The organism is Citrifermentans bemidjiense Bem (genome assembly GCF_000020725.1).
Classification (GTDB): Bacteria; Desulfobacterota; Desulfuromonadia; order Geobacterales; family Geobacteraceae; genus Geomonas; species Geomonas bemidjiensis.
The window spans coordinates 2787969-2810998 of sequence record NC_011146.1 but is presented as its reverse complement, the minus strand read 5'-3'; the positions used below and the strand labels follow the sequence as shown (position 1 = coordinate 2810998).

At 60.0% G+C, this 23030-nt stretch carries 15 protein-coding genes; 11 read left to right on the top strand and 4 right to left on the bottom strand.

The annotated features are described in order from the left end of the window. Positions 1-19: 19 nt before the first annotated feature. The 4 genes from GBEM_RS12110 (at position 20) to GBEM_RS12095 (ending at position 5881) form a co-directional block, all read left to right on the top strand. Positions 20-883: a TPM domain-containing protein gene (locus tag GBEM_RS12110; protein ID WP_012530854.1), complete on the top strand. Its 864-nt coding sequence runs from the start codon at positions 20-22 to the stop codon at positions 881-883. Then, positions 883-1530 carry a TPM domain-containing protein gene (locus GBEM_RS12105; protein ID WP_012530853.1) on the top strand — a complete coding sequence of 216 codons (648 nt, stop codon included), beginning with the start codon at positions 883-885 and terminating at the stop codon, positions 1528-1530. The genes GBEM_RS12110 and GBEM_RS12105 overlap by 1 nt, the downstream gene beginning before the upstream one ends. A gap of 151 nt (positions 1531-1681) precedes the next feature. After that, positions 1682-2560 (top strand): response regulator, encoded by an 879-nt coding sequence (locus tag GBEM_RS12100; protein ID WP_012530852.1) that lies wholly within the window; start codon positions 1682-1684, stop codon positions 2558-2560. 249 nt (positions 2561-2809) lie between these two features. Beyond that, positions 2810-5881: an ATP-binding protein gene (locus GBEM_RS12095; protein WP_012530851.1), complete on the top strand. Its 3072-nt coding sequence runs from the start codon at positions 2810-2812 to the stop codon at positions 5879-5881. Here GBEM_RS12095 and GBEM_RS12090 read toward each other — a convergent pair. The 3 genes from GBEM_RS12090 to GBEM_RS12080 are packed head-to-tail and all read right to left on the bottom strand — an operon-like array spanning position 5852 to position 9719. Continuing rightward, positions 5852-7012, bottom strand: coding sequence for a DUF819 family protein (locus GBEM_RS12090; RefSeq protein ID WP_012530850.1), 1161 nt, complete (start codon positions 7010-7012; stop codon positions 5852-5854). The two genes, GBEM_RS12095 and GBEM_RS12090, sit on opposite strands and share 30 nt — an antisense overlap. Continuing rightward, a complete protein-coding gene (locus tag GBEM_RS12085; protein ID WP_012530849.1) occupies positions 7009-8115 on the bottom strand; it encodes a dipeptide epimerase in 1107 nt (368 codons plus the stop codon). The genes GBEM_RS12090 and GBEM_RS12085 overlap by 4 nt, the downstream gene beginning before the upstream one ends. Positions 8116-8150: 35 nt before the next feature. Next, positions 8151-9719, bottom strand: coding sequence for a hybrid sensor histidine kinase/response regulator (locus tag GBEM_RS12080; protein ID WP_012530848.1), 1569 nt, complete (start codon positions 9717-9719; stop codon positions 8151-8153). Between the two features lie 408 nt (positions 9720-10127). Here GBEM_RS12080 and GBEM_RS12075 point away from each other — a divergent pair, with 408 nt between their 5' ends. Continuing rightward, positions 10128-10310: a hypothetical protein gene (locus GBEM_RS12075; protein WP_012530847.1), complete on the top strand. Its 183-nt coding sequence runs from the start codon at positions 10128-10130 to the stop codon at positions 10308-10310. A gap of 95 nt (positions 10311-10405) precedes the next feature. Here GBEM_RS12075 and htpG read toward each other — a convergent pair whose 3' ends face one another. After that, entirely contained in the window at positions 10406-12340 is a 1935-nt protein-coding gene (htpG, locus tag GBEM_RS12070) for a molecular chaperone HtpG (protein ID WP_012530846.1), read from the bottom strand. Between the two features lie 479 nt (positions 12341-12819). On the opposite strand from htpG, the gene trpE reads away from it, so the two are divergent. The 6 genes from trpE to GBEM_RS12040 all read left to right on the top strand — a co-directional run bounded on the left by trpE (position 12820) and on the right by GBEM_RS12040 (position 22955). Next, complete coding sequence (trpE, locus tag GBEM_RS12065) at positions 12820-14295, top strand: anthranilate synthase component I (RefSeq protein WP_012530845.1); 1476 nt, start codon at positions 12820-12822, stop codon at positions 14293-14295. Between the two features lie 320 nt (positions 14296-14615). Beyond that, on the top strand, positions 14616-16070 hold the full coding sequence (locus GBEM_RS12060) for a sigma-54 interaction domain-containing protein (protein ID WP_012530844.1): 1455 nt from the start codon (positions 14616-14618) through the stop codon (positions 16068-16070). A 449-nt stretch (positions 16071-16519) separates the two neighbouring features. Beyond that, positions 16520-19534: an L-glutamate gamma-semialdehyde dehydrogenase gene (gene pruA / locus GBEM_RS12055; RefSeq protein ID WP_012530843.1), complete on the top strand. Its 3015-nt coding sequence runs from the start codon at positions 16520-16522 to the stop codon at positions 19532-19534. A 528-nt stretch (positions 19535-20062) separates the two neighbouring features. After that, the gene (locus tag GBEM_RS12050; protein WP_012530842.1) at positions 20063-21043 is read left to right on the top strand and encodes a class 1 fructose-bisphosphatase; all 981 of its coding nucleotides are present in this window, start codon (positions 20063-20065) and stop codon (positions 21041-21043) included. A 99-nt stretch (positions 21044-21142) separates the two neighbouring features. After that, positions 21143-21385 (top strand): hypothetical protein, encoded by a 243-nt coding sequence (locus GBEM_RS12045; protein WP_012530841.1) that lies wholly within the window; start codon positions 21143-21145, stop codon positions 21383-21385. A 121-nt stretch (positions 21386-21506) separates the two neighbouring features. Beyond that, on the top strand, positions 21507-22955 hold the full coding sequence (locus GBEM_RS12040; protein WP_012530840.1) for a sigma-54-dependent transcriptional regulator: 1449 nt from the start codon (positions 21507-21509) through the stop codon (positions 22953-22955). Positions 22956-23030 lie beyond the last annotated feature (75 nt).

The window sequence follows — 23030 nt, the reverse complement described above, 5'->3', positions numbered from 1 at the left end:
TCTCATCGATCGAGGCGGCATGAAAAAGTTCCTTTTCCTCATCTGCGTTCTTTTGTTCGCGACCCTTTGCCAGGGGGTGGAGGTTCCGCCGCTCAAGGGTTACGTGAACGATTACGCCGCCATGCTTTCGCCGGCGGCGGCGCAGCAGCTGGAAAGCGAGCTGGCCGCCTTCGAAAGAAGCGACTCCACCCAGATAGTGGTGCTCACCATCCCGAGCCTGGAAGGAGAGGTGCTGGAAGAGTACTCCATCAAGGTGGTGGAGAACTGGCGCATCGGTCAAAAGGGGAAGGACAACGGCGCCCTGCTCCTGGTGGCGAAAAATGACCGCAAGGTGCGGATCGAGTCGGGGCGCGGGCTGGAAGGGACGCTGACCGACCTCATTTCCGGCCGCATTATCCGCAACGAAATCACCCCTGCCTTCAAGAGGGGCGAGTATGACCTGGGCGTCACCCGCGGCGCGGAGGCCATCATGGCGACCGTGCGCGGCGAGTACCAAGCGGAACCAAACGACCTGCGGCACGGGAAGAGGGGGGCCAACCCCATTTTCACGCTGCTCATCTTCGTGCTGGTCGCCTCGGTGTTCCTGGGGGGGATCTCCAGGATCCTTGGCGGGATGGCGGGCGCAGTCGGCGTCCCGGTGGCGGCTTTGCTCTCCTTCGGGGTGACCTCCCTGCTCCTTCTGGGCGGACTTGCCGTTGTAGGCTTTCTCTTGGGGCTATTCGTCTCCTTTTTGTTCGGCTCAGGGGGTAGGGGAGGGTTCTCGGGTGGCGGGCCTTTCTTCGGCGGTTTCGGAGGCGGAGGGTTCGGCGGCGGTTTCGGCGGGGGGGGATTCTCAGGAGGCGGCGGCAGCTTCGGCGGCGGCGGCGCTTCGGGAGACTGGTAATGGACCTATCGCAGGCGCAACATGCAGAGGAGTTCTTCTCCCCCGAGGAGAAGGAGCGGATCCGCGAGGCGGTAGCGCAGGCGGAGAAACGCACCAGCGGCGAGATCGCCACCATGATCGTGTGGGCCAGCGACCGCTACCGGGAGGCCGAGGCGCTAGGTGCTCTGCTTTTGGCGGGGCTCGTCGCGGTGGTGGCGGCGGTAGCCATAAGGCACGTGACTATCTGGAGCTACATTCCCTTGGTTTTCCTGCTCTTTTACCCGGCACTGAAGCTCTTTCATCGTTTCCCAAGGCTGAAGCTTTCCTTCGCAGCCGCGGGGCGCGTGGCCGACGCGGTCAGCGAAAGGGCGCTGGTCGCTTTCTACCAGCAGGGGCTGTACCGGACCAAGGAAGGGACCGGCGTCCTCATCTTCATCTCCCTTTTGGAGCGCAAGGTCTGGATCCTGGGGGACCGCGGCATCGACCAAAAGATCCCCCAAGGGGAGTGGAACAACTTGGTGGACGAACTCGCCCAGGGGCTGCGCCAGGGGAAAGCCGCTGACAGCCTCTGCCAAGTGATCGCCAGCTGCGGCATTGAGCTGGCCAAGCATTTCCCCCGCCATAGCGACGACCAGAACGAACTCCCCGACGAGATCATCGCCTCGTGACCTTTCCCCTTTCCCACCAGCTGCAAAAATTGCATTGACTTTCCCTCGCTATCCCTCTCATTATGATGACTCGGGCCGCGCTGCCATGAGCGTAGCCGGCCGTGAAAATCACCGCGCGGTTGCCTGAGAGGCAGCTGCAGGAGCAGAAAGCATGTCCGCCGACATCGAGTCTTTGAACACCACGCCGCAAATCCGCAAGCCGCTGGGAGAAATCTTCGTGGAGCGGGGGCTTTTAACCAAGGTATCGGTTGATCGCCTGATCGATCATGCCAAGAGCAAAGGGATCCGTCTCGGTGAGCTCTTGGAGGTGATCGGGCTGGTTTCGCCCGAAGAACTGGCCGAGGCGCTGGCTATCCAGTACCGCTGCCGCAAGATCTCCGATTTTTCCAAGTACGCCTACTCCCCGGCAATGCTGCGTATGATACCGATGGAGATGGCGGTGAAGCACACCATTTTCCCGTTGAAGATGGACGACGGGCGCCTCGGGCTCGCAGTTGCCGATCCGACCACGGACGAGCTTTTCCAGCAGATCGCTGCCATGCACAAGGTCAAGCTGATCCTTTACGTCGCGACCCGCATGGAGATAAACCGCGCCATCGCCAAGCACTACCTGGGCCAGCCGGTAACGGGCCCAGAGGGAAAAACCATCCTGCTCGTCGAGGATGACCAGCTCTCCCGCGAGATGGTGGCCAAGATCCTGATCAAGCACGGATGCACCGTTGAGACGGCCATCGACGGCATGGATGCCTTCGCCAAGATCTTCGCCTTGAAGCCGAAGCTGGTGATCACGGACAAGGTGATGCCCAAACTCGGGGGTTACGAGTTCCTTTACGCCATCCGCAACATCCCGGAGTTCCGCTACATGCCGGTGATCCTGATGACTGCCGCCGCCACGCCGGACGAGGAAAAGGAGGCCCTGGAGAGGGGGTTCTTCGACTTCGTACTGAAACCGGTCAAGGAGATCGGGCTTATGACCCGGGTGAAAAGGGCCTTCCAGAGCAGGGAAGCCTTGTACGGCAAGACCGCCTAGCCTCCCGCCCCCCATTTTCCCGCCCAGCCTAGAGGGGCCGCGTCTTTTACGCGGCCCCTCTTTTTTCGCTCCTTTCCTCTTGTTTCCTTCCTTTTTTATCGGCTAGTACATCCCTCAGTCATGCATGCGATTTCTCCTAATGAGACAGCTTCCTGCGCCGATGAGTAGGTAAACGCGCAATTCCGTCAATTCTCGATCGACCGGCCGAAGCCGCGGCTCTTTGTAGCCGCGGCTCCATCGGAGTACTCCATGAACGCTGCACCATCGCAGAGAAACAACAGGCAATCCGGCAGGAACCTGGTGGTCTGGACCGCCTCGGTGGTCCTGCTGATAAACCTGTTCCTGGCGCTAACGGGTTTCTTCTCCCTCTGGCAGAGTAGGGAAACTTACCTCGGCAACGCACAGGTACAAAGCGACAACCTCTTGCAGGCGCTTTCCTACAGCATCGCAGGGGTACTGGAGTCTGCTGATATCGCGCTTTTGTCCATGGTGGATGAAGTGCAGCAGGAGCTGCAGCAGGGACGAGTCGAGGAAGGGGAGCTGAACAGTTTGCTGGCGGGGCAGCGTTCCCGGCTGCCGATGCTGGACAGCATGCGGATCGCCGATGCCCAGGGAAATATCCGCTACGGCACCGGGGTGCAGGCGGGCACCTTGAAAAACGTCTCGCAGAGAAGCTACTTCAAGAAACTGGCCACCGATCCGAGGGCGGGGCTGGTGATTTCGGAACCGATCCTAGGGCTAATCAGCGGCAAAAGGGTCCTTATCCTCGCCCGAAGGGTGGAGCGATCTGGCGGCGCTTTTGCCGGCGTGGTGTACTGTGCCATCGATTTGGAGCGTATCCGCGGCATGCTCCTGCCGATGAAGGTGGGCTCCCACGGCACAATTACTCTCACCGACGCGTCGCTGTCCGCCATCGTGCGGCATCCGCAGGGTACGGATGCCGGCGCCGTAACGGGGCGAAAGGGGGTGCCGGGCGAGATCTGGGACCAAATCGCCCGGGGGCGCGAGAGCGGGAGCTACTTTGGCGAAAGCGATGCTTGGGGCTCCCCCAGGCTCGCATCCTTCCGCAAGGTCGGCCGGTTTCCCCTGTACCTCTCCCTGGAGCTGGCGCCTGAAGACTTCCTGGCCCGCTGGCGCGGCGAGCTGCTCCAGATCAGCACCATGGTCTGCGTATTCCTCCTGGTCACCCTGATCCTTTCCAGGATCATCTACTTGAGGTGCCTTCGGCAGGCAGCGGCGGAAGACGAGCTGACTCAGGCCAAGGAGGAACTGGAGCTGCGGGTGGCTGAGCGGACGGCCGAGCTGCATCTTGCCAACCTGAAGCTTACGACCGAGCTAGCCGAGCGAGAGCGGGCTGAGAAGAGGGAGCGCGAAGGGCGCAACATGCTGGCACAGATCATCGACACCATCCCGCAGTCCGTGTTCTGGAAGGACCGGGAGAGCATCTACCAGGGATGCAACGCCGTCTTTGCCAAGGGGGCCGGGGTGGCACACACCGACGAGATCAGGGGCAAGAGCGACTTCGACCTTCCCTGGCTGCGCGAGGAGAGCGAGGCGTACCGCAGCGACGACCGCGCGGTCATGGGGCAAAACCGCGCCAAGTTCCACATCATCGAGCAGCAGCTGCAGGCGGGTGGGAGGCGTATATGGGTGGATACCACCAAGGTGCCGCTTCTGAACGAGCAGGGAGAGGTGGCCGGGATACTGGGAGTGTACGAGGACATTTCCGAGCGAAAGGCGGTCGAGGAGTCGCGCGACAAAGCGCTGGCACTGGTGGAGTCCCTCTTAGCCGCATCGCCCACCGGCATCCTGGTCTACGAGGGGGCAAGCGGCTGCTGCGTCATGGCGAACCAGGCGATGGCCGCGATGGTGGGGGGGACCCGGCAGCAGATACTGACCTTGAACTTCAGGGAGATTGAGCTCTGGCGGGAGGCGGGGATTCTCCAGCTTGCCGAGCAGGTCCTCTCCGACGGGCGGACACGGAGCATCGAAGTCTGCGCGCAAACGAGCTTCGAAAAGAGCATCCAGGCCGAGTTCCTCCTCTCGCGCTTCGAGGTGGAGGGGCGTTCGCACCTCATGTTCATCGCGGTCGACATAGCGGCGCGAAAGGGGCTGGAGGAGGAGAAGCGGCAGATCCAGGCCCAGATGCTACACGTGCAGAAGCTGGAGAGCCTGGGGGTTTTGGCCGGCGGCATAGCCCATGACTTCAACAACATCCTGATGGTGGTGTTGGGCAACGCCGACCTTGCCTTGATGCGACTTCCCGAAGGGACCCCGGTGCGGGAAAACCTGCAGCAGATCGAACAGGCCGCGAGCAGGGCCGCGGACTTGGCTCAGCAGATGCTGGCCTACTCCGGGAGAGGGAATTTCGTGATCCAGAAGCTGGATCTGGCCCAGACGGTCAAGGAGATGGCTCAGATGCTCGAGATCTCCATCTCCAAGAAGACGCAGTTGCATTACGATTTCGCCCCCGACCTCCCGGCCATCAGCGGCGACGCCACGCAACTGCGCCAGGTGATCCTGAACCTGGTGTTGAATGCCTCCGAGGCGATAGGCGACAACATCGGCGTGATAGCGATCAGGACCGGCTACCTGGAGTGCGACCGCGCCTACCTCTCCGAAACGTGGATCGATGACCGCCTCCCCGAGGGCCCCTACCTGATGCTGGAGATCTCCGACAACGGCTGCGGCATCAAGAAAGAGATCATCCCCAAGATCTTCGATCCGTTCTTCACCACCAAGTTCACCGGCCGCGGGCTCGGCATGGCCGCGGTGCTAGGCATCGTGCGCTCGCACAACGGCGCCATCAAGATCTACAGCGAGGAAGGGAAGGGGAGCACCTTCAGGCTGCTGCTCCCGTGCATGTCTGCGCAGGGAGAGGCCCTGCAACCGGCGGCGGAGGAGGGTCTTTGGCGCGGCAGCGGCACGGTGCTTTTGGCCGACGACGAGGAATCGATCAGGGCCCTGGGGCAGGAGATGCTGGAGACGCTAGGATTCCGGGTGCTGACGGCCTGCGACGGGCGCGCGGCGGTCGAACTCTTCAAGGAAAAACGGGAGGAGATCGTCTGCGTGGTCCTGGACCTTACCATGCCGGAGTTGGACGGCGAGCAGGCCTTTACCGTACTGCGCGAAATGGAGCCGGGGGTGAGGGTGATCCTTTCCAGCGGTTACAATGAGCTGGAGGTGAGTCGGAAGTTCGAAGGCTGCGGGGTTTCCGGGGTAATGCAGAAGCCGTACAAACTGGCGGAGATGAGCAGGAAGCTGCGACAGATACTGGAGCCGGAGGAGGGCTCACAGGAGGCGGCAGAGCTGGGCGGCTAGGATGCCGAGCCAGGTGCCGACGATGTTACCCAGGATGGCCAGAAGCAGCCCCACCGAGGCGAGGCCGGGATGGTACACCTCGGCCACCACCGGCGCGGAGGCGACGCCGCCGACGTTGGCCTGGCTTGCTGCGGCTACCAGGAACATAGGCGCCTTCAAAAGGCGCGCCCCGACCAGCAGAAAGACGGCGTGGACCGCGACGATGACGAGGCCCGCGCCGATAAGCACCAGCGCCGAGCCGATGTCCGCGACCGACGCCTTGGCCCCGATGGCGGTGAGGACGAAGTAGAGGAGATCGTAGCCGGTCCGCGAAGCGCCGGAGCGCTCCAGGCGGCGCAAAGGGGAGAAGGAGAGGAGTATCCCCAAGAGGGTCACGATCATGATGGTCCAGGTGTAGCCGGTCAAGATGTCCTTTACCCGGGGCATCTGTTCGCCGATAAGGTGCGCGCCCACCCCGCCTGCCAGGGCTACGGCGAGGGATATCGCTATCCCGCTCCAGGTGCGGCCGCCGGCGGTGGCGAGGTACTGCACCGCCTCTTCCCCCAGGTGATCCAGCGTGGCTCGGTTCGAGCGGTTCCAGCGGTCGAAGGCAGGCTGCAGGCCGACGATGGCGATCATGAACCCCATCCAGAGGTAGGGGACCACCGTGTCCACTATCACCATGGGCGCGAAGACCTCGTCGGGGACCGAAAGCGCCTCCTTCACCGCGATCATGTTGGCGCTGCCGCCGGTCCAGGAGGCGGATATCGCCCCGAAGCCGGACCAGAACCGGGCTCCGATCACCGGCTCGAAGAGGGAGAAGGAGAGGGCCGCGCCGGCGATGATCCCGGCCGCGCCGATGAAGAACATGGCGATGGCCGTGGGGCCAAGCCTCAGGATCGCCTTGATGTCCACCGGCAAAAGGAGCAGCACGAGACTTGCGGGGAGGAGCCAGCTGGTGATGAAGCCGTAGACCGGGCTCTTGGTTGCGATGAGCCCGAAGGTCGCCGCCAGCATGGGGAGAAAATAGATCCAGAAGACCGAGGGGAGCAGGTCGAAATAGCGCCTGGTCCGCTCGTGACGCGACAGCCACAGGACCAGGGCCTCGATGGAGATCAAGACGGCTACGATGAGAACCGGGTTGCTGATCATGAAAAACGGGGCTCGACTCCGATGCCGGGGCCGGCGTCGTGCAGGTCGAAGCGCCCGTGCTCGTCGAGGTAGGGGGAATGGGCCAGCTCACCCTTCAGGAAGAAGGTGGTGTCCATATCCAGATAATCGAAGCAGGCGAGCCCCGCTGCGAAGTGAGCCGACGCGGTAACCGCCAGTGCGCTCTCCATCATCGCTCCCAGCATGAGCCGGATCCCGCGGGAGGCGGCTAACCTCGCGATCTCGGCTCCTTCCAGAATCCCGCTTTTCATGAACTTCACGTTGATGGCGCTGACCGCGTTGCTGTCGATGGCGCGCCGGGCGTCGGCCAGGGAGCCTACGCTCTCGTCGGCGCAGACGAGTGTTTCGCTTCCGGTAAGCGCCGCGGTGATCTCGCTGAGACCGTCCCAATCCATTTTGGGCACCGGCTGTTCCAAAAGGACCGGCCGCACCCCTTTCGCGGCCAGCCGGTCCAGAAAGGCCAGCATGGAGCCGGCGCTGAACCCCATGTTGGCGTCCAGGATGATCTGGCTATCCGGCGCTATCTCGTGCACGGCAAGCACGCGTGCCAGGTCGAGCTGCTCGTCGCGGCCGATCTTGATCTTGAAGGCCTTGAACCCGCGCGAGGCGAACTCCCGGGCGGTGGCCCTGGCCTCGTCCAGCGAGCCGATGACGACCGTTATGTCGGTGGAGAAGGCGAGCCGCGGCTCCAGGGCCGCCACCGGGGCGAAGAGGCGGTAAAAGGGGATGCCGCGCACGCGCGAGGAGAGGTCCAATAGCGCCATCTCCAGCGCCGCGAGCCCTGCGTGGTTGCCGGCGAAGGCAGCCGCGAACTGCCGGCAGGCGCTCTCCGCGTCATCGACGGTTTGACCGCGCAAGGCGGCCGCTGCGTTTTGAAGGTTCGCCAGCGTTCCCGGCACGGTCTCGCCGGTGATGTGCGAGGCGACCGCGGCCTCGCCGTAACCCGACACGCCGTCCCGCGTGGTGAGCTTGAGGAACACGTTCTCCAGTTCGTCGTGCTGCCCTGTGGCGATCCTGAAAGGGGAGGCAAGCGGCGCCCGTATCACCGAGGCGACGGCATCTTGTATCTGAAAGGAAATATCCATCTCTGTGCCTCCTTGGATGTGGCTCCGGAAAACTCCTACCTGATAACCCTGCGCAGCGCGTCCATGTCGAAAGGTTTTTGCAGCACTCCCTTCACCCCTTTTCCTTCGAAGCGGCGCGCCACCTCGTTTTCGCTGTAGCCGCTGGTGATGACTACCCTCACCGACGGGTCGATTCCGCGCAGCTGCTCGTAGGTCTCCTCGCCGTCCATGACCGGCATGGTGAGGTCCAGCATGACGAAGGCCCAGTCGTCGCGCTGCAGGTAAAGCCCGAGAGCCTGATGGCCGTCGCTTGCAGGGATCACCTCGTACCCGAGCCGCTCCAGCATGGCGCCCACCAACAGGCACACCTCCTCTTCGTCGTCGACCAAAAGCACGGGGCCCATCCCCATCGGTTCGGAGGCACGCTCGGCGGGCTTGGCGGCCGTCAGCACATCCGCGTCCACAGGGATCAGCAGCGTGAAGGCGGAGCCTTTCCCCACGTCGCTTTGCAGCCGCATCCCTCCTCTGAGCCCCCTGACCACGCCGAGGATGGCCGCCATACCCAGCCCTCGTCCGGTAGCGGGGAACAGGCGGTCGAAGAACCGCGCCCTCGTTTCCTTGTCCATGCCGTAACCCGTGTCACTCACCGACAGGCTCAGGTAGCTGCCTGGGGCGAGTTCCTCGCTGCAGCGGAACTCGGCAAGCTCTTCCTCACGGTAGTGCCTTTGCGAGGTGGAGACTTTGATCTTGCCTACCTCGTTTCCGAGCGCTTCCGAAGCGTTCAGGACCAGGTTCATCACCACTTGGCGCACCTGGACCGGGTCGGCGCTGAAAAGGCCCAGCGGCCGGGAGAGCTCCAGGCGCAGCGTTGCCTTCTTGGAGATCGCAGCCTGCAGCATATCCGCCATCTCCTCCACCAACCGGTTCAGATCTATCGGTTCGGAGGAAAAGGTGCCTCTACCCAGGTAGAAAAGCATCTGCTTCAGGAGGGCCGCAGCGCGGTGGGAGGCCCGTTCCACCCGGCGCAAGTTTTCGCAGGCAGGGGCCCCGGGGGTGAGCTGCATCAGCGCAAGCTCGGTGTTTCCCATGATGGAGGTGAGTATGTTGTTGAAATCGTGTGCGATGCCGCCGGCGAGGACTCCGAGGCTTTCCAGCTTCTTGGCGTGGTGCACCTGCAACTGCTTTTGTTCCTGTTCCCGCTCGGCGGCCGTCGCGGCGACAGCCTGCTCCAGGCGCCTGAGCTTCGAGATGTCCCTCAGCGTGACCAGGACGGCGAGGGGGGCGCCCCCTTCTTCATCCCGCAGCGGTATCGCGTTCAGGTTGATCCAGAGCGGAAAAGGTTCTCCCTCCTGATGCACCGAGGCGACGAAATCCCGGACCTCCTGTGCGCTCTCGAGGGCGAGCGCAGCGGGGTGCTGGTCGGGCAAAAGCTCCTCGCCGCTCTCACCGGCCAGGTGCCAGCAAGGCGAGGGACCGCAGCCGGCAAGGAACTCCTCACGGGTCAATCCGAGCATGGATAAGGCTGCAGGATTGACGTCGACCATGGAGCCATCCGCGCTTTGCAGATAGGCACCCAATTCCATGTTCTGGAACAGCGTCTTAAACCCCTTCTCGATATCGCTCATTTCACCACCCTTTCGCTATCTGGCGTGATGGTACGGCTTGTCGCTGCCTGGACCGTATGAAAGCCAGAGGAATATATGGCAAATCTCATGGGTTGTAAATTAAAAACAATGGAAAGACAGGGGGATGAGGGCGTCCGATTTTTCATTATGTTCAATTTCCCGACACTTTAATGGGAGGGATGTGTCGGAATCTTTAACATATCGGCCGCGAGCTGCGGGAGGCTTCCTGCTTGGGTAGGGGAAAGCCCACATTTTCAGCCCCTTGAGAGGGAGCGAGGATCTTGGGGATAATATGATTTCTGGCACTGTCTATGCTGACTATAAATTCATTCTTGCCCGGGACCCTCGAAGTTGCCGGAGGGAATCAGCGACCAGAGTGATCTCTGGAGTGAAAAGGAGGTGGCCAGTATGAATCATCTAAGTTACGGCCACGAGTGCATCATCTACTTACTAGCAACAATGACCGCGTCTTACCTGTTCCTAGACGTGTTTCCTGCGCTGTTCCAGCGGCTGCGCAAAGCGTTTGTGACGGCGCCGATACCTGCCAGTGCAGCCTTCTTCCTGATGGTCTCGGCCTATTTTCTCCTGTAAGCCTGGCTGTCCGTCTCTATAGCCAAGGGGCTAGGCCCCTGAATATGGCAAAGCCGGAGGGACCTTGTGTCCCCCCGGCTTATTTTTATCTTCCCTTATTTCCCGCCGACGACCATCAACTCGCTCACCAGCTTGGTGAAGCGGAGCGGGTCCTTGATCGGGGACCCCTCGGTGAGGAGGGCCTGATCGAAAAGGAGCTCGCTGTAGTCCTTGAGCTTCGGGTCGGCCTTGTCCTTTTCGTACATCGCCGTCATGACCTGCAGGATCTGGTGGTCCGGGTTTAGTTCCAGGATCCTCTTCGCTTCCGGGACCTCCTGGTTCATCGCCTTGAGGATCTTCTCCATGTTGGCGTTCAGCCCCATCTCGTCGGCCACCAGGCAGCAGGCGCTGTCGGTCAAGCGGGAGGAGAGGCGGACTTCCTTCACCTTCTCCTTGAGGGTCTCCTGGATAAACTCCATGAGGCTCCCGTATTCCTTCTTCGCCTCCTCCTTCTTCGCTTCCTTCTCCTTCTTCTCCTCCTCGGTGTCTATCTCCAGGTCGCCGCGGTCGATCGCTTTCAGGTGCTTCTCCTGGTACTCGGTGATTGCCTGCACCACCCACTCGTCGACCGGGTCGATCATGTAGAGGACTTCGTAATCCTTCTTACGCAGCGCCTCCATATAGGGTGAATTCTCCACCGCCTCGCGGGACATGCCGGTGATGAAGTAGATCTCCTTCTGCCCCTCGGGCATGCGCTCCGCGTACTCCTTGAAGGAGACGTACTTCCCTTTCTCGGTCTTGGAGCTCTCGTAGAGGAGGAGGTCCTGGATCTTCTCCTTGTTGGCGTGGTCGAAGTGGATCCCTTCCTTGAGCACCGGGCCGAATTCCGCATAGAACTTCAGGTACTCCTCGAAGTTCTTCTCCTTCATTTCGGCCAGGGTGGAGAGGATCTTGCCGACCAGGGACTTCTGGATCCGCTTGATCTGCACGTCCTCCTGCAGGATCTCGCGGGAGACGTTGAGCGGCAGGTCCGAGGAATCGACCACACCCTTGATGAAGCGCAGGTAGTCGGGGAGCAGCGCCTCGCAGTTGTCGGTGATATAGACCCGCTTCACGTAGAGGTGCACCCCTTTCTTGTGGTCCCGCAGGAAGAGGTCGTAGGGTTTGTGCGAAGGGATGTAGACGATTGCCTTGAACTCGCTCACCCCTTCGGCGGAGTAATGGATGGTGGAAAGCGGCTTGTCGTAGTCGTGGGAGATGTGCTTGTAGAACTCGTCGTACTCCTCCTCGGTGATCTCGCTCTTGGACCTGGTCCAGATCGCCTTCATGGAGTTGAGGGTCTCCTCCGTGGTCTTCTCGATGGTCCCGCCACCCTCGATCACCTTACCTTCGGCGTCCTTCACCGGCTCGGTGCGGGTGATGTCCATGACTACCGGGTACTGCACGTAGTCGGAGTACTTCTTCACGATGGAGCGGATCTTCCACTCGTCGAGGAACTCCTTCATTTCGTCTTTGAGGTGCAGGACGATCTCGGTGCCGCGGGTCTCCTTTTCGCACTCCTCGATGGTGTAGCTGCCGTCGCCGGTCGACTCCCAGCGGCAGCCGAACTCCTTGCCGCCCGCTTTCCTGGTGGTAAGGACGACCTTGTCGGCCACCATGAAAGAGGCGTAGAAGCCGACGCCAAACTGCCCGATCAGCTCCGGGTTGTCGGCGAGGTTCTGCTCCTTCAGTGCCGCCACGAAGCTCTTGGTGCCGGATTTAGCGATGGTGCCGATATTTTCAGCCACCTCGTCCATGCTCATGCCGATGCCGTTGTCGGTGACGGTGAGGGTTCCCGCTTCCTTGTCCGCGTGGAGCTTGATCTTCCAGTCGGAGTTCCCCTCCAGGAGTTCCATGTTGGAATGGGATTCGAACTTTATCTTGTCAATGGCGTCAGAAGCGTTAGAGATCAGCTCCCGGAGGAAGATTTCCTTGTTGGAATAGAGGGAGTGGATCACCAGGTCCAGGAGTTGCTGAACCTCGGTCTCGAACTTTTTGACGGTCTTGGTCATGGTGGTAGTGATCTCCTTTGGGAAAGTAATTGGACCCGCAGAACCTAATCACTGCAGTTCCGTATTTCAAGGGGGGAGGAAAGAAAAACCGAAATACATAAGCAAACCATTGGCAAGGAGAAAATCTGAGGACATCTGAGAAACCTGACTGAAGGAGAAAACCTGACAAACCAAAACGTTTGAAAGTGAAAAACCTGAAGCTTCTGCGAACACAAGGGTTAAGGTTCCGGTTTTAACCCGCTGTTGAATTTGGGCATGTGGTTCTCTCAGATGTTGACGGTCCTCAGATTTCCTCAGATGTTCTCCTTGTTAACGGTTTTAAGGTTTGGTTCTCTCAGATTTTTCTCAGTGGCTAGAGGTTTGAGGGTTTTGGTTTTGACACTCCCCTGGCGAATATGTTAATAAAGTCGGGCTTAAATTCTTTCCCGGCAGGGAGATACGTCCCGTTCCTTCCTCCTTGCCCACCCCCAAGGAGCCCCATGTACTATCCCGATTTTGCCTCGTTCCAAACCCTTTCCACCAAAGGCAACCTCATCCCGGTCTACAGGGAAATCCTGGCCGACCTGGATACGCCGGTCAGCGCCTTCAAGAAGATCGACGACGGCCGCTACGGCTTTCTCCTGGAGAGTATCGAGGGGGGCGAGAAATGGGGACGCTACACCTTCCTCGGTTCTTCGCCGGCGGTCGTGATCCGCGGCAAGGACAATTGGGTGGAGATCGTGGAAGGGGGGGAGGTGCGGCGCGTCGAGGTGTCGGATCCCCTCAACTACATCCGCGACTACATGGCCCGCTATCAGCCGGTGGAGGTCCCTGGCATCCCGCGCTTCTTCGGCGGCGCGGTCGGTTATCTGGGGTACGATGCGGTCAGGCACTTTGAGACGCTTCCTGACAGCAATCCGAGCGACATCAACACCTACGACGCCAACTTCATCATCACCGACACCATCCTCATCTTCGATAGCCTGAGCCAAAAGATCAAGGTGGTATCCAACGCCCATGTCGACGGCGGTACCTCGCTTCAGGCCGCCTACGACGACGCCATAGCGAAGATCGAGGGGCTCATCGCCCGCCTGAAGGCGCCGCTTCCCCCGAATGAGAAGAAGCCTTTTAACGGGAAGGTGGAGTTCAGCTCCAACGTGAAACCGGAGGAGTTCGAGGCTGCGGTCACCCGCGCCAAGGAATACGTCAGAAACGGCGACATCATCCAGGTGGTACTCTCCCAGCGATTTTCCGGCGACCTCACCGTCGAACCGTTCGACATCTACCGCGCGCTCCGCACCCTGAACCCGTCCCCGTATATGTTCTTCCTCCGCCTGGACGAGACCCTGGTCGTGGGCGCTTCCCCCGAGGTGATGGTGCGTAAGGAAGGGGAGATGGTGGAACTAAGGCCCATCGCCGGCACCCGTCCCCGCGGCGCGACCACCGCGGCCGACGAGGAACTGGCGCGGGACCTCCTCGACGACCCCAAGGAGCGCGCCGAACACGTCATGCTGGTCGACCTGGGAAGAAATGACCTGGGGCGCGTCTGCAAGATCGGTAGCGTCAAGGTCACCGAGCTCATGATAATCGAACGCTATTCCCACGTGATGCACATCGTCTCCAACGTGCAGGGGGAACTCTCCCCGGGGCAGGATGCCTTCGATGTCGTGCGTGCGACCTTCCCCGCGGGGACCCTCTCCGGAGCCCCTAAGGTGCGGGCGATGGAGATCATCGACGAGCTGGAAGGAGTGCGGCGCGAGGTGTATGGCGGCGCCGTCGGCTACTTCTCCTTTTCCGGCAACATGGACATGGCTATCGCCATCAGGACCTTGGTCATAAAGGACGGCAAGGTGCATCTGCAGGCCGGCGCCGGCATCGTCGCCGATTCCGACCCCGCAGCCGAGTACGTCGAGACCGTCAACAAGGCGAAAGCCGTGGTCAAGGCCATCGAGATGGCGGAAAAGGGACTGGATTAGAAAAAAGGGGGACAGGCTACTTTTTCGAAAGATAAAGTAGCCTGTCCCCCTTTGGCTTTTAGGACTCGTCTATAACTCGTATAGCCCTGTTTTTCTTGTTATCCTCCGCCTCGCGACACTAGGGCGGTCTTTAAAAAGGCTATTTGCCTGCAAATTCAACAGTTTAGCCGGAAAAGGCTGAAAAGGGGACAGGCTACTTTTTGAAAAAATAAAGTAGCCTGTCCCCTTTTCCTTTTTTGTTGTTATTCGTTATTGCATATCTAATGCATTCATGCATAATGCCTGTCGGCGATACTCTCAGCCCCAGTTTAGGAGAGACGATGACTGACCCGGTTATGGAAAATCTTTCTACGCTCGATCTCGAGGAGATGGCGCGCCAGATGCGGGCGTTCCAGGATCTGACCCGCGAGCTGGATGCGATCATCGATTCGTCCTCGGACGGCCTCTGGATCTGCGACGCCGAGGCCCGAGTCATCCGCATCAACCCTGCCTCGGAGCGGATCAACAACATAAAGGCGTCGGAAGTTGTCGGCAAGAACATGCGGAAACTTCTGGATGAAGGTTTCATAGACCGCTCGGCGGCGCTCGAGGCGATCACCACCAAGAAGGTGGTCAGCCAACTGCAGAACAGGGAAGGGCGCAAGCTCATCTCGACGGGGACTCCGGTTCTGGACGCAAACGGCGAGGTGATCCGGGTCGTGGTAAGCGAGCGGGACATCACGGAGATCGATAACTTGCAGCGCGAACTGGAAGAGCAGGAGGCGCTGCGGGATCAGTTCCGTAACCACATGCTGGAACTTCAGCAGGCAGACGTGGCCTCCAAGAGCGTCGTCGCCCGCAGTCCGCTGATGGTGAACGCCCTGAAGCAGGCGCTTAAAGTGAGCGCGGTCAACTCGACGGTGCTGATTCTCGGGGAGTCGGGCGTTGGCAAGGGGCTCATTGCCGAGTTGATACACAAGAATTCCACCAGGGCCGACAAGCCTCTCATCGAGATAAACTGCGGTGCCATACCGGAGTCGCTGATAGAGTCGGAGCTCTTCGGTTACGAGAAGGGAGCCTTTACCGGTGCGCAGACGACTGGCAAACCCGGCTATTTGGAACTTGCCGACGGCGGCATCCTGTTCCTGGACGAGATCGCGGAGTTGCCGCAGTCGGCGCAGGTGAAGCTGCTGCGCTTCCTCGAAAACGGGAAGGTGATCCGCTTGGGAGGGACCAAGGCCAGGCATCTGGACGTCCGCATCCTGGCGGCGACGCACCGCAATCTGGACGAGATGGTGCGGCAGGGAAGCTTCAGGCTGGACCTTTATTACCGGCTCAACGTGATCCCCATCAGCGTTCCGGCTTTGCGCGAGCGGCGGGACTGCATTTTGCCGCTGGTAAGACACTACCTGGAACTTTTCGGCGCTCGCGACTCCATTCGCAAGCGTATCACCCGTGCCGCCTCCGATGCGCTTCTTGCCTACGACTACCCGGGAAACGTGCGTCAGTTGATGAACGTCTGCGAGCGGCTCGTGGTCATGGCGGAAACGGACCTGATCGACGTGAAGGATCTCCCTGCTGAGATCTCTGCCGGCGCCGGTAAGCCGACCGCGGTGGCCGGGGTCTGGCAGGAGGATGTGCCGCTGCAGGAGACGCTGGATCAGGTCGAGAAGGCCGTCCTGGAAAAGGCGCTGGCCAAACACCGCAACCAAATGCGCATGGCTGAGGTTCTTGGGGTGAACCAATCGACCATTGCAAGGAAACTTAGGAAATACAAGCTGATTAACCCCAATTGACCTGAACCCCAATTGACAATTGACGATTGACAATTGACAATTGACAAAGCAAGGCGAACACCACGAACTTCAATTGACAAAGTAAGACAACCACCATAGCTTTCTCAGCGGTTCACCTTTATTTGCTGGTTATGCATGCCTGCATAATGTTGTTTCCTCTTCCCCCCTTGATCCGCTCCCAGCGCTCTTCTCTCAGCCTCTCGCCTCCAATTTTTTCACAGTGGTTCTTCCTCAACAAGATCACATCACGTGACCTTTGCCGCGGCAACAACGCTGTTGCAGCAACGGGTTAGCCGAGAGGCGTCGGCTCGCCTTGGATTGTAACTACCCCGCGCTCGTCCTCTTTGACTTTCATCCCTCATTGGCCGTAAACGGCTGGCATGGCTTGTGCTCTTAATAAGAGAGTTTATGATTACCTTCAGAAATACCTGTCATAAAGGAGCCTTAGGATGAATAACAGCGAACTGAACAATCGAGTTGTGGCAAGGGGCAAGGAGTTTTTCTCGACCATCTCCGGCGAGAAGCCGTCTCTCTTTAATAAGGGCGCCTGGATGGGCAAGGTCATGGATTGGAGCATGCAGAACGAGACCTTTAAGATCCAGATGTTCCGCTTCGTCGACGTCTTCCCGTCTCTCACCACCGGGAAACTGCTGACGGACCACATCCGCGAATACTTCGGCGAGGAGAAGGATATGCCTCCGGTTCTCTCCACCGGCGCCAAGGTGGCGGGCATGCTCGGCTCCTTCGGCGGTGCGGTCCTCAACAAGTTCCTCACCACCAACATTCAGGAGATGGCCCGTCAGTTCATAGTCGGGGAGAACACGAAGGAAGCGATCAAGAACATGGAGCGCCTGAGAAAGGACGGCTTCGCCTTCGTCGTGGACGTGCTGGGCGAGGCGACGCTTTCGGAGAAGGAAGCGGATATCTACATGAACACCTACCTGGAGCTTCTGGACTCGCTCAAGAAGGAATATAAGGACTGGAAACCGCTGCCGGGCAGGGGAGGGGAGGCCGGCCTCGATTGGGGTCACGCTCCAAAGGTGAACGTTGCGGTCAAACCGACGGCGCTTTTCTGCCTCGCCAACCCGCAGGACTTCGAGGGCTCGGTGGTCGCCATTCTGGAGCGCGTGCGCAAGATCGCGGTGAAGGTCATGGAGCTGAACGGCTTCCTCTGCATTGACATGGAGTCTTACCGCCACAAGGACATCATCATCGAAGTCTACAAAAGGCTGAAGCTCGAGTACCCGGCATACCCCCATTTCGGCCTCGTGCTCCAGGCATACCTGGTGGACACCGACAAGGACCTTCCCGAACTCCTCGCCTGGGCGCGCCAGAACAAGGTGCAGATCTCGATTCGCCTGGTGAAGGGGGCGTACTGGGACTATGAAACCGTGAAGGCCAAGCAGAACGACTGGAAGGTTCCGGTCTGGACCATCAAGGCGGAGTCGGATGCGGCTTACGAGCGACAGGCCAGGATGATCCTGGAAAGCTCCGACATCTGCCACTTCGCCTGCGCCTCGCACAACATCAGGACCATCTCGGCGGTTATGGAGATGGCCAAAGAGCTGAACGTGCCGGACGAGCGCTACGAGTTCCAGGTGCTTTACGGGATGGCGGAGCCGGTCCGCAAGGGGATACTGAAGGTTGCCGGCCGCATCCGCCTCTACTGCCCGTATGGCGACATGGTCCCCGGCATGGGGTACCTGGTCCGGCGTCTGCTGGAGAACACGGCAAACGAGTCCTTCCTGCGTCAGAGCTTCGCCGAGGACGCGCAGATCGAGAAACTCCTGGAGGACCCGGAGGTGACCGCCGAGCGTGAGCGTAAAGCGCGCGCCGCGAAGCACAAGGCTATAGCGAAAGGCCCCGGCAACCTGGCGCCATTCAACAACGAGGCGATGGTGGACTTCACCAGGGCCGACCATCGCGCTGCGTTCCCGAAACAGATAGCGGAGGTGAGGAAGCAGTTGGGCAAAACCTACCCGCTCTTCGTCAACGGGAAGGAAGTGAAGACCGGCGACACCATCGCCTCGGTCAACCCGAACAACCCTTCGGAAACGGTCGGCATCGTCTGCCAGGCGGGGACCAAGGAAGTGGGCGATGCAATCGCCGCCGCCAAGGGTGCTTTCCCGGCATGGCGCGACACCGACATCAAGCTCCGCGCCGAGTACCTCGTCAAGGCTGCCGCCGCGGCGCGCCGCAGGATCTTCGAACTCTCCGCATGGCAGGTGCTGGAGATAGGCAAGCAGTGGGACCAGGCCTACGCCGACGTCTGCGAGGCGATCGACTTCCTCGAGTACTACGCCCGCGAGATGATTGCCTTGGGCGCCCCCAAGCGCATCGGCCACGCGCCGGGCGAATTGAACCACTACTTCTACGAGCCCAAAGGGGTGGCCGCGGTAATCTCTCCGTGGAACTTCCCGCTGGCGATCAGCATGGGCATGGTTTCGGCGGCGATCGTTGCCGGCAACTGCGTGGTCTTCAAACCCTCCGGCCTTACCTCGGTCATCGGCTACCACATCGTGGAACTCTTCCGCGAGGTAGGCCTTCCCGACGGCGTCTTCAACTACACCCCCGGCCGCGGCTCGGTGATGGGGGATTACCTGGTCGACAGCCCTGACATCAGCCTGATCGCCTTCACCGGATCGATGGAAGTCGGTCTGCGCATAATCGAGCGCGCCGCCAAGGTGTATCCTGGGCAGGAGAACGTGAAGAAGATCGTCTGCGAGATGGGAGGCAAGAACGCCATCATCATCGACGATGACGCCGACCTGGACGAGGCGGTGCCGCACGTGCTCTACTCCGCCTTCGGCTTCCAAGGGCAGAAGTGCTCCGCATGCTCCCGCGTCATTGTCCTCGACGCGGTCTATGACAAGTTCGTGGAGCGCCTGGTCTCCATGGCCCAGGCGACGCTTGTCGGCCCCTCTGAGGACCCGGCCCACTATATGGGTGCCGTAGCCGACGACAAGGCGATGAAGACCATCAAGGAATACGCGGAGATCGGCAAGAAGGAGGGTCAGCTCCTTTACGAGAGCAAGGTCCCGGCCGACGGCGGCTATTACGTCCCGATGACCATCATCGGCGGCATCAAGCCCGAGCACAGGATCGCGCAGGAAGAGATCTTCGGACCGGTCCTGGCCGTCATGCGCGCCAAGGACTTCGACCAGGCCATCGCCTGGGCCAACTCCACCAAGTTCGCACTGACCGGCGGCGTCTTCTCCAGAAGCCCCGAACATCTGGCGCAGGCTCGCAAGGAATTCCGGGTCGGCAACCTGTACTTAAACCGCAACAACACCGGCGCCCTCGTCGGCCGCCAGCCCTTCGGCGGCTCCAAGATGTCCGGCGTCGGCACCAAGGCTGGCGGACATGACTACCTGCTGCACTTCATGGACCCCAGGGTCGTCACCGAGAACACCATGCGCCGCGGCTTCGCACCGGTCGAGGAGGACGACGACTGGGTCGCATAACAGCTTCCGTCTAATCGGGGATAACGAAGCGCCTGCACCTTGTGGAAAGGGGCAGGCGCTTTTTCTTTGCCATTGCCTTTTCTGGCTCTCCCCCTCCCTTAACGGGAGGGGGCAGGGGGGGGGTGAACTTGCCGGCAGCGCAAAATGTGGCACCTACCCCCACCCCCTAACCCCCTCCCTCGAGGGGAGGGGGACTTGTTGATCTCGTTCCCAAGGTCCACCTTGGGAACGCAACGCCCGCCGAAGCTCAAGCTTCCCAAGATGCACTGCATTGAGAACACTCTTTGGTGCACCTACTCTCGAGGGAGAGGGATGAATGACACACAATGGAACTGCTTTCTCTCACAGTTTCATGCTTTGACTCAATCAGAGAAAAATGTAGACGGCATCGCAACAGATTCCTTTGTTTAATGCTGACTTAAGTGCTTGCTCTGCCTCGCGGTCCGGCCATTTTTTCCTTGATTTATACAGGCATTTGACATACTCTACGTGGCCGTAAAATAATTTTAATTTAATCTGGAGGGAGCCATGTCTAATGCACCGGGTACGTCCAAATTCCAAATAGATCTGCGCCGCCATCTGCGTGCCCAGAACATTTGCGATAACCTCGTTCACCTCATGTGCGAAATTGCCGAGGCCAGCAAGTACGTCATCAACGCCGTACGCACCGGTGACCTCGGCGTCGCCGGTACCTCCAACTTGTACGGCGAGGAGCAACTCGCGCTCGACGTACTCTCCGACCGCATCATGCGCAAGCGCCTGATCCACTCCGGCGTGGTCTGCAACATCGCCTCGGAGGAGATGGACGAGATCTACCAGTGTCAGGCCAGCGCCGACGGCCTCTATTCCGTCGCCTACGATCCGCTTGACGGCTCGTCGCTCGTGGACGTGAACCTTGCGGTAGGTACCATCGTCTCCATCTACGCCGGCTGCGATCTGCTCCAGCCCGGCCGCAATCAGGTCGCCGCCATGTACATCCTCTACGGACCGAGGGTTTCCCTGGTCTACACCGTGGGCGACGGGGTGCACGAGTTCACCATGAACAACCTGATGGAGTTCACCCTGACCCGCGAGAACGTCAAGATGGCTCCGGAAGGGAACATCTACGCCCCCGGCGGCCTGCGGAACAAGTACAACGCCGGCGACGAGAAGTTCATCCGCCATCTGGAGGAGAAAGGGTGCAAGCTTCGCTACTCCGGCGGCTTCGTTCCCGATATCAACCAGGTCCTGATGAAGGGGAAAGGGCTCTTCATGTACCCGGCGCTGAACGGTTCCCCCAACGGAAAGCTGCGCGTCCTTTTCGAACTGAACCCCATGGCTTTCATCATCGAGCATGCCGGCGGCGCCGCCAGCAACGGCAGCATCCCGATCCTCGACATCGTTCCCGAATCGCTCGACCAGAGGGCGCCGATCTACATCGGCTGCAGGGAAGACGTAAAGACCGCGACCTCGTTCGTCAACGGCGGCAAGCAAGAGGTCAAGATGGCAGGCTCATTTGTAAACGGGTAGAGCTTTGTTGTAAGATGGACCGTCCCGAGGCAACTTTTCCCTAAAGTTGTCTCGGGAAAGGTCGATAGTAATTAATTAGTAATTCTCAGAGGTAACATGATGGAAACACAACCCGCAACAAAGAGGCTCTGCAGCGAAATTCAACTCTTCGACCTTTGCGACCTTGACACCTGTACCTGCAAGGACGGCCGCTACTGCACCAACCCGGCGATCCTCGAACGCTTCGAGGCTATAAAGGAAGAAGACGAACGCACTCACTACGTAGCCGAAGAGTATGAAGAAGAAGACGAGGACGCTGAAGACCTTGACGGACATGATGACGACTACGAAGAGGATGAGTAGCAACAGCCTCGTTCATTGATCATGTAAACAAGAGAACCGCTTACCTCAGGCGGTTCTTTTGGTTACTGCCTGACACTTCCAATCCTAATGCGATCGTATAACAGCCCATCGGGGGACGGCCATGACTGCAAAATTGCTCATATTGGATGACGATCACGACATCCTGCTCATGCTGAAGAGCGTCTTCGCGGGCGAAGATTACGAGCTGCTGTTGGAAAGCGACAGCGAAGGGGCACTAAAGCGCGTCATCTCGGATCGTCCCAATGTGGCTATCATGGACATCAGCCTGCCGCAGAAGTCGGGCATCGAGGTGCTCAAGGAAGCGAAGAAGATCGACCCCGGCCTCGCCGTCATCATGGCCACCGGCTACAAGACCACGCAAAACGCCATCGAAGCGATGAAACACGGCGCCTTCGACTACGTCACCAAGCCCTTCGACATGACCAAGTTAAAAGGGGCGGTGAAGAAGGCCCTGGAGTGCAACCTTCTGAGCCGCAAGGTCCGTTACACCCGTGAACGCCCGCAGGTCGAGGAGGATCTCACCGAGGACCTGATGATAGGTTCCTCGCCGGAGATGATCGAGATCTGGAAGATGGTGGGGACCGTGGCCGATTCCGACGCGACCGTGCTGATCCAGGGCGAGTCCGGAACCGGGAAGGAACTGCTGGCGCGCGCGGTCTACAACAACTCCAAGAGAAAGAACCGCCCCTTCCTGGCGGTAAACTGCGCCGCACTCCCCGAGGCGCTGCTGGAGTCCGAGCTTTTCGGCCACGAGAAGGGAGCCTTCACCGACGCCCATTCCCGGAGGATCGGGAAGTTCGAGCAGTGCAACGGCGGCACCATCTTCCTCGACGAGATAGGCGAGATGAGCCAGGCGAACCAGGGGAAGTTCCTGCGGGTCCTGGAGAACCAGGAGTTCGAGAGGGTAGGTGGGAACGAGACCATCAAGGTGGACGTCCGTGTGATCGCGGCGACCAACAAGAGCCTCATCACCAACGTCAAGGAAAAGACCTTCCGGATGGACCTGTACTACCGCCTGCGCGTGGTGAACTTCTTTCTGCCGCCGCTGCGGGACCGTGCCGAGGACATACCGCTCCTGGTCGAGCTCTTCGTGAAGAAGTTCTCCAAGAAGTACGGCAAGAACATCAAGGCGGTGGCGCCCGAGACCCTGGCGATGTTGACCTCGCACCCGTGGGAAGGGAACATCAGGGAGCTGAAGAACGTCATCAACTCGGCCACCGTCTTCTGCCGCGGCGACATCCTGGTTCCCGGAGATTTCGAGTCGTTCCTGACCGCCAAGGCCGGCTTCAAGGAGGTCGACCTAGAGGCGGCCGGCGACGACTACTACGAGGTCTTCTGGAGCATGCTGGAACCGGTCTTTGACGGGATCTGCCAGAAGAACAAGGGGGCGATCTACGAGAGCGTCAACATGGGGCTGGAGAAGGCCCTGATCCACATGGCCATGGAGAAGAGCAACAACAACCAGGTCTTTGCCGCGAAGCTCCTGGGCATCAGCCGCAATACCCTGAGGGACAGGCTGGAGCGCTATCGCATAGGCGCCGCTGACTAGAAGCTGGCCGTAGCACTGCCGCAAGGCGGGTACCTGATAAAGAAAAGCCGGAATGAACCCCACACTGGGTTCGTT

What these genes read in the sequence shown, in the direction of transcription:
- GBEM_RS12110 (WP_012530854.1), top strand. Translation starts at nt 20, where the DNA reads ATGAAAAAGTTCCTTTTCCTCATCTGCGTTCTTTTGTTCGCGACCCTT.
- GBEM_RS12105 (WP_012530853.1), top strand. Translation starts at nt 883, where the DNA reads ATGGACCTATCGCAGGCGCAACATGCAGAGGAGTTCTTCTCCCCCGAG.
- GBEM_RS12100 (WP_012530852.1), top strand. Translation starts at nt 1,682, where the DNA reads ATGTCCGCCGACATCGAGTCTTTGAACACCACGCCGCAAATCCGCAAG.
- GBEM_RS12095 (WP_012530851.1), top strand. Translation starts at nt 2,810, where the DNA reads ATGAACGCTGCACCATCGCAGAGAAACAACAGGCAATCCGGCAGGAAC.
- GBEM_RS12090 (WP_012530850.1), bottom strand. Translation starts at nt 7,012, where the DNA reads ATGATCAGCAACCCGGTTCTCATCGTAGCCGTCTTGATCTCCATCGAG.
- GBEM_RS12085 (WP_012530849.1), bottom strand. Translation starts at nt 8,115, where the DNA reads ATGGATATTTCCTTTCAGATACAAGATGCCGTCGCCTCGGTGATACGG.
- GBEM_RS12080 (WP_012530848.1), bottom strand. Translation starts at nt 9,719, where the DNA reads ATGAGCGATATCGAGAAGGGGTTTAAGACGCTGTTCCAGAACATGGAA.
- GBEM_RS12075 (WP_012530847.1), top strand. Translation starts at nt 10,128, where the DNA reads ATGAATCATCTAAGTTACGGCCACGAGTGCATCATCTACTTACTAGCA.
- htpG (WP_012530846.1), bottom strand. Translation starts at nt 12,340, where the DNA reads ATGACCAAGACCGTCAAAAAGTTCGAGACCGAGGTTCAGCAACTCCTG.
- trpE (WP_012530845.1), top strand. Translation starts at nt 12,820, where the DNA reads ATGTACTATCCCGATTTTGCCTCGTTCCAAACCCTTTCCACCAAAGGC.
- GBEM_RS12060 (WP_012530844.1), top strand. Translation starts at nt 14,616, where the DNA reads ATGACTGACCCGGTTATGGAAAATCTTTCTACGCTCGATCTCGAGGAG.
- pruA (WP_012530843.1), top strand. Translation starts at nt 16,520, where the DNA reads ATGAATAACAGCGAACTGAACAATCGAGTTGTGGCAAGGGGCAAGGAG.
- GBEM_RS12050 (WP_012530842.1), top strand. Translation starts at nt 20,063, where the DNA reads ATGTCTAATGCACCGGGTACGTCCAAATTCCAAATAGATCTGCGCCGC.
- GBEM_RS12045 (WP_012530841.1), top strand. Translation starts at nt 21,143, where the DNA reads ATGGAAACACAACCCGCAACAAAGAGGCTCTGCAGCGAAATTCAACTC.
- GBEM_RS12040 (WP_012530840.1), top strand. Translation starts at nt 21,507, where the DNA reads ATGACTGCAAAATTGCTCATATTGGATGACGATCACGACATCCTGCTC.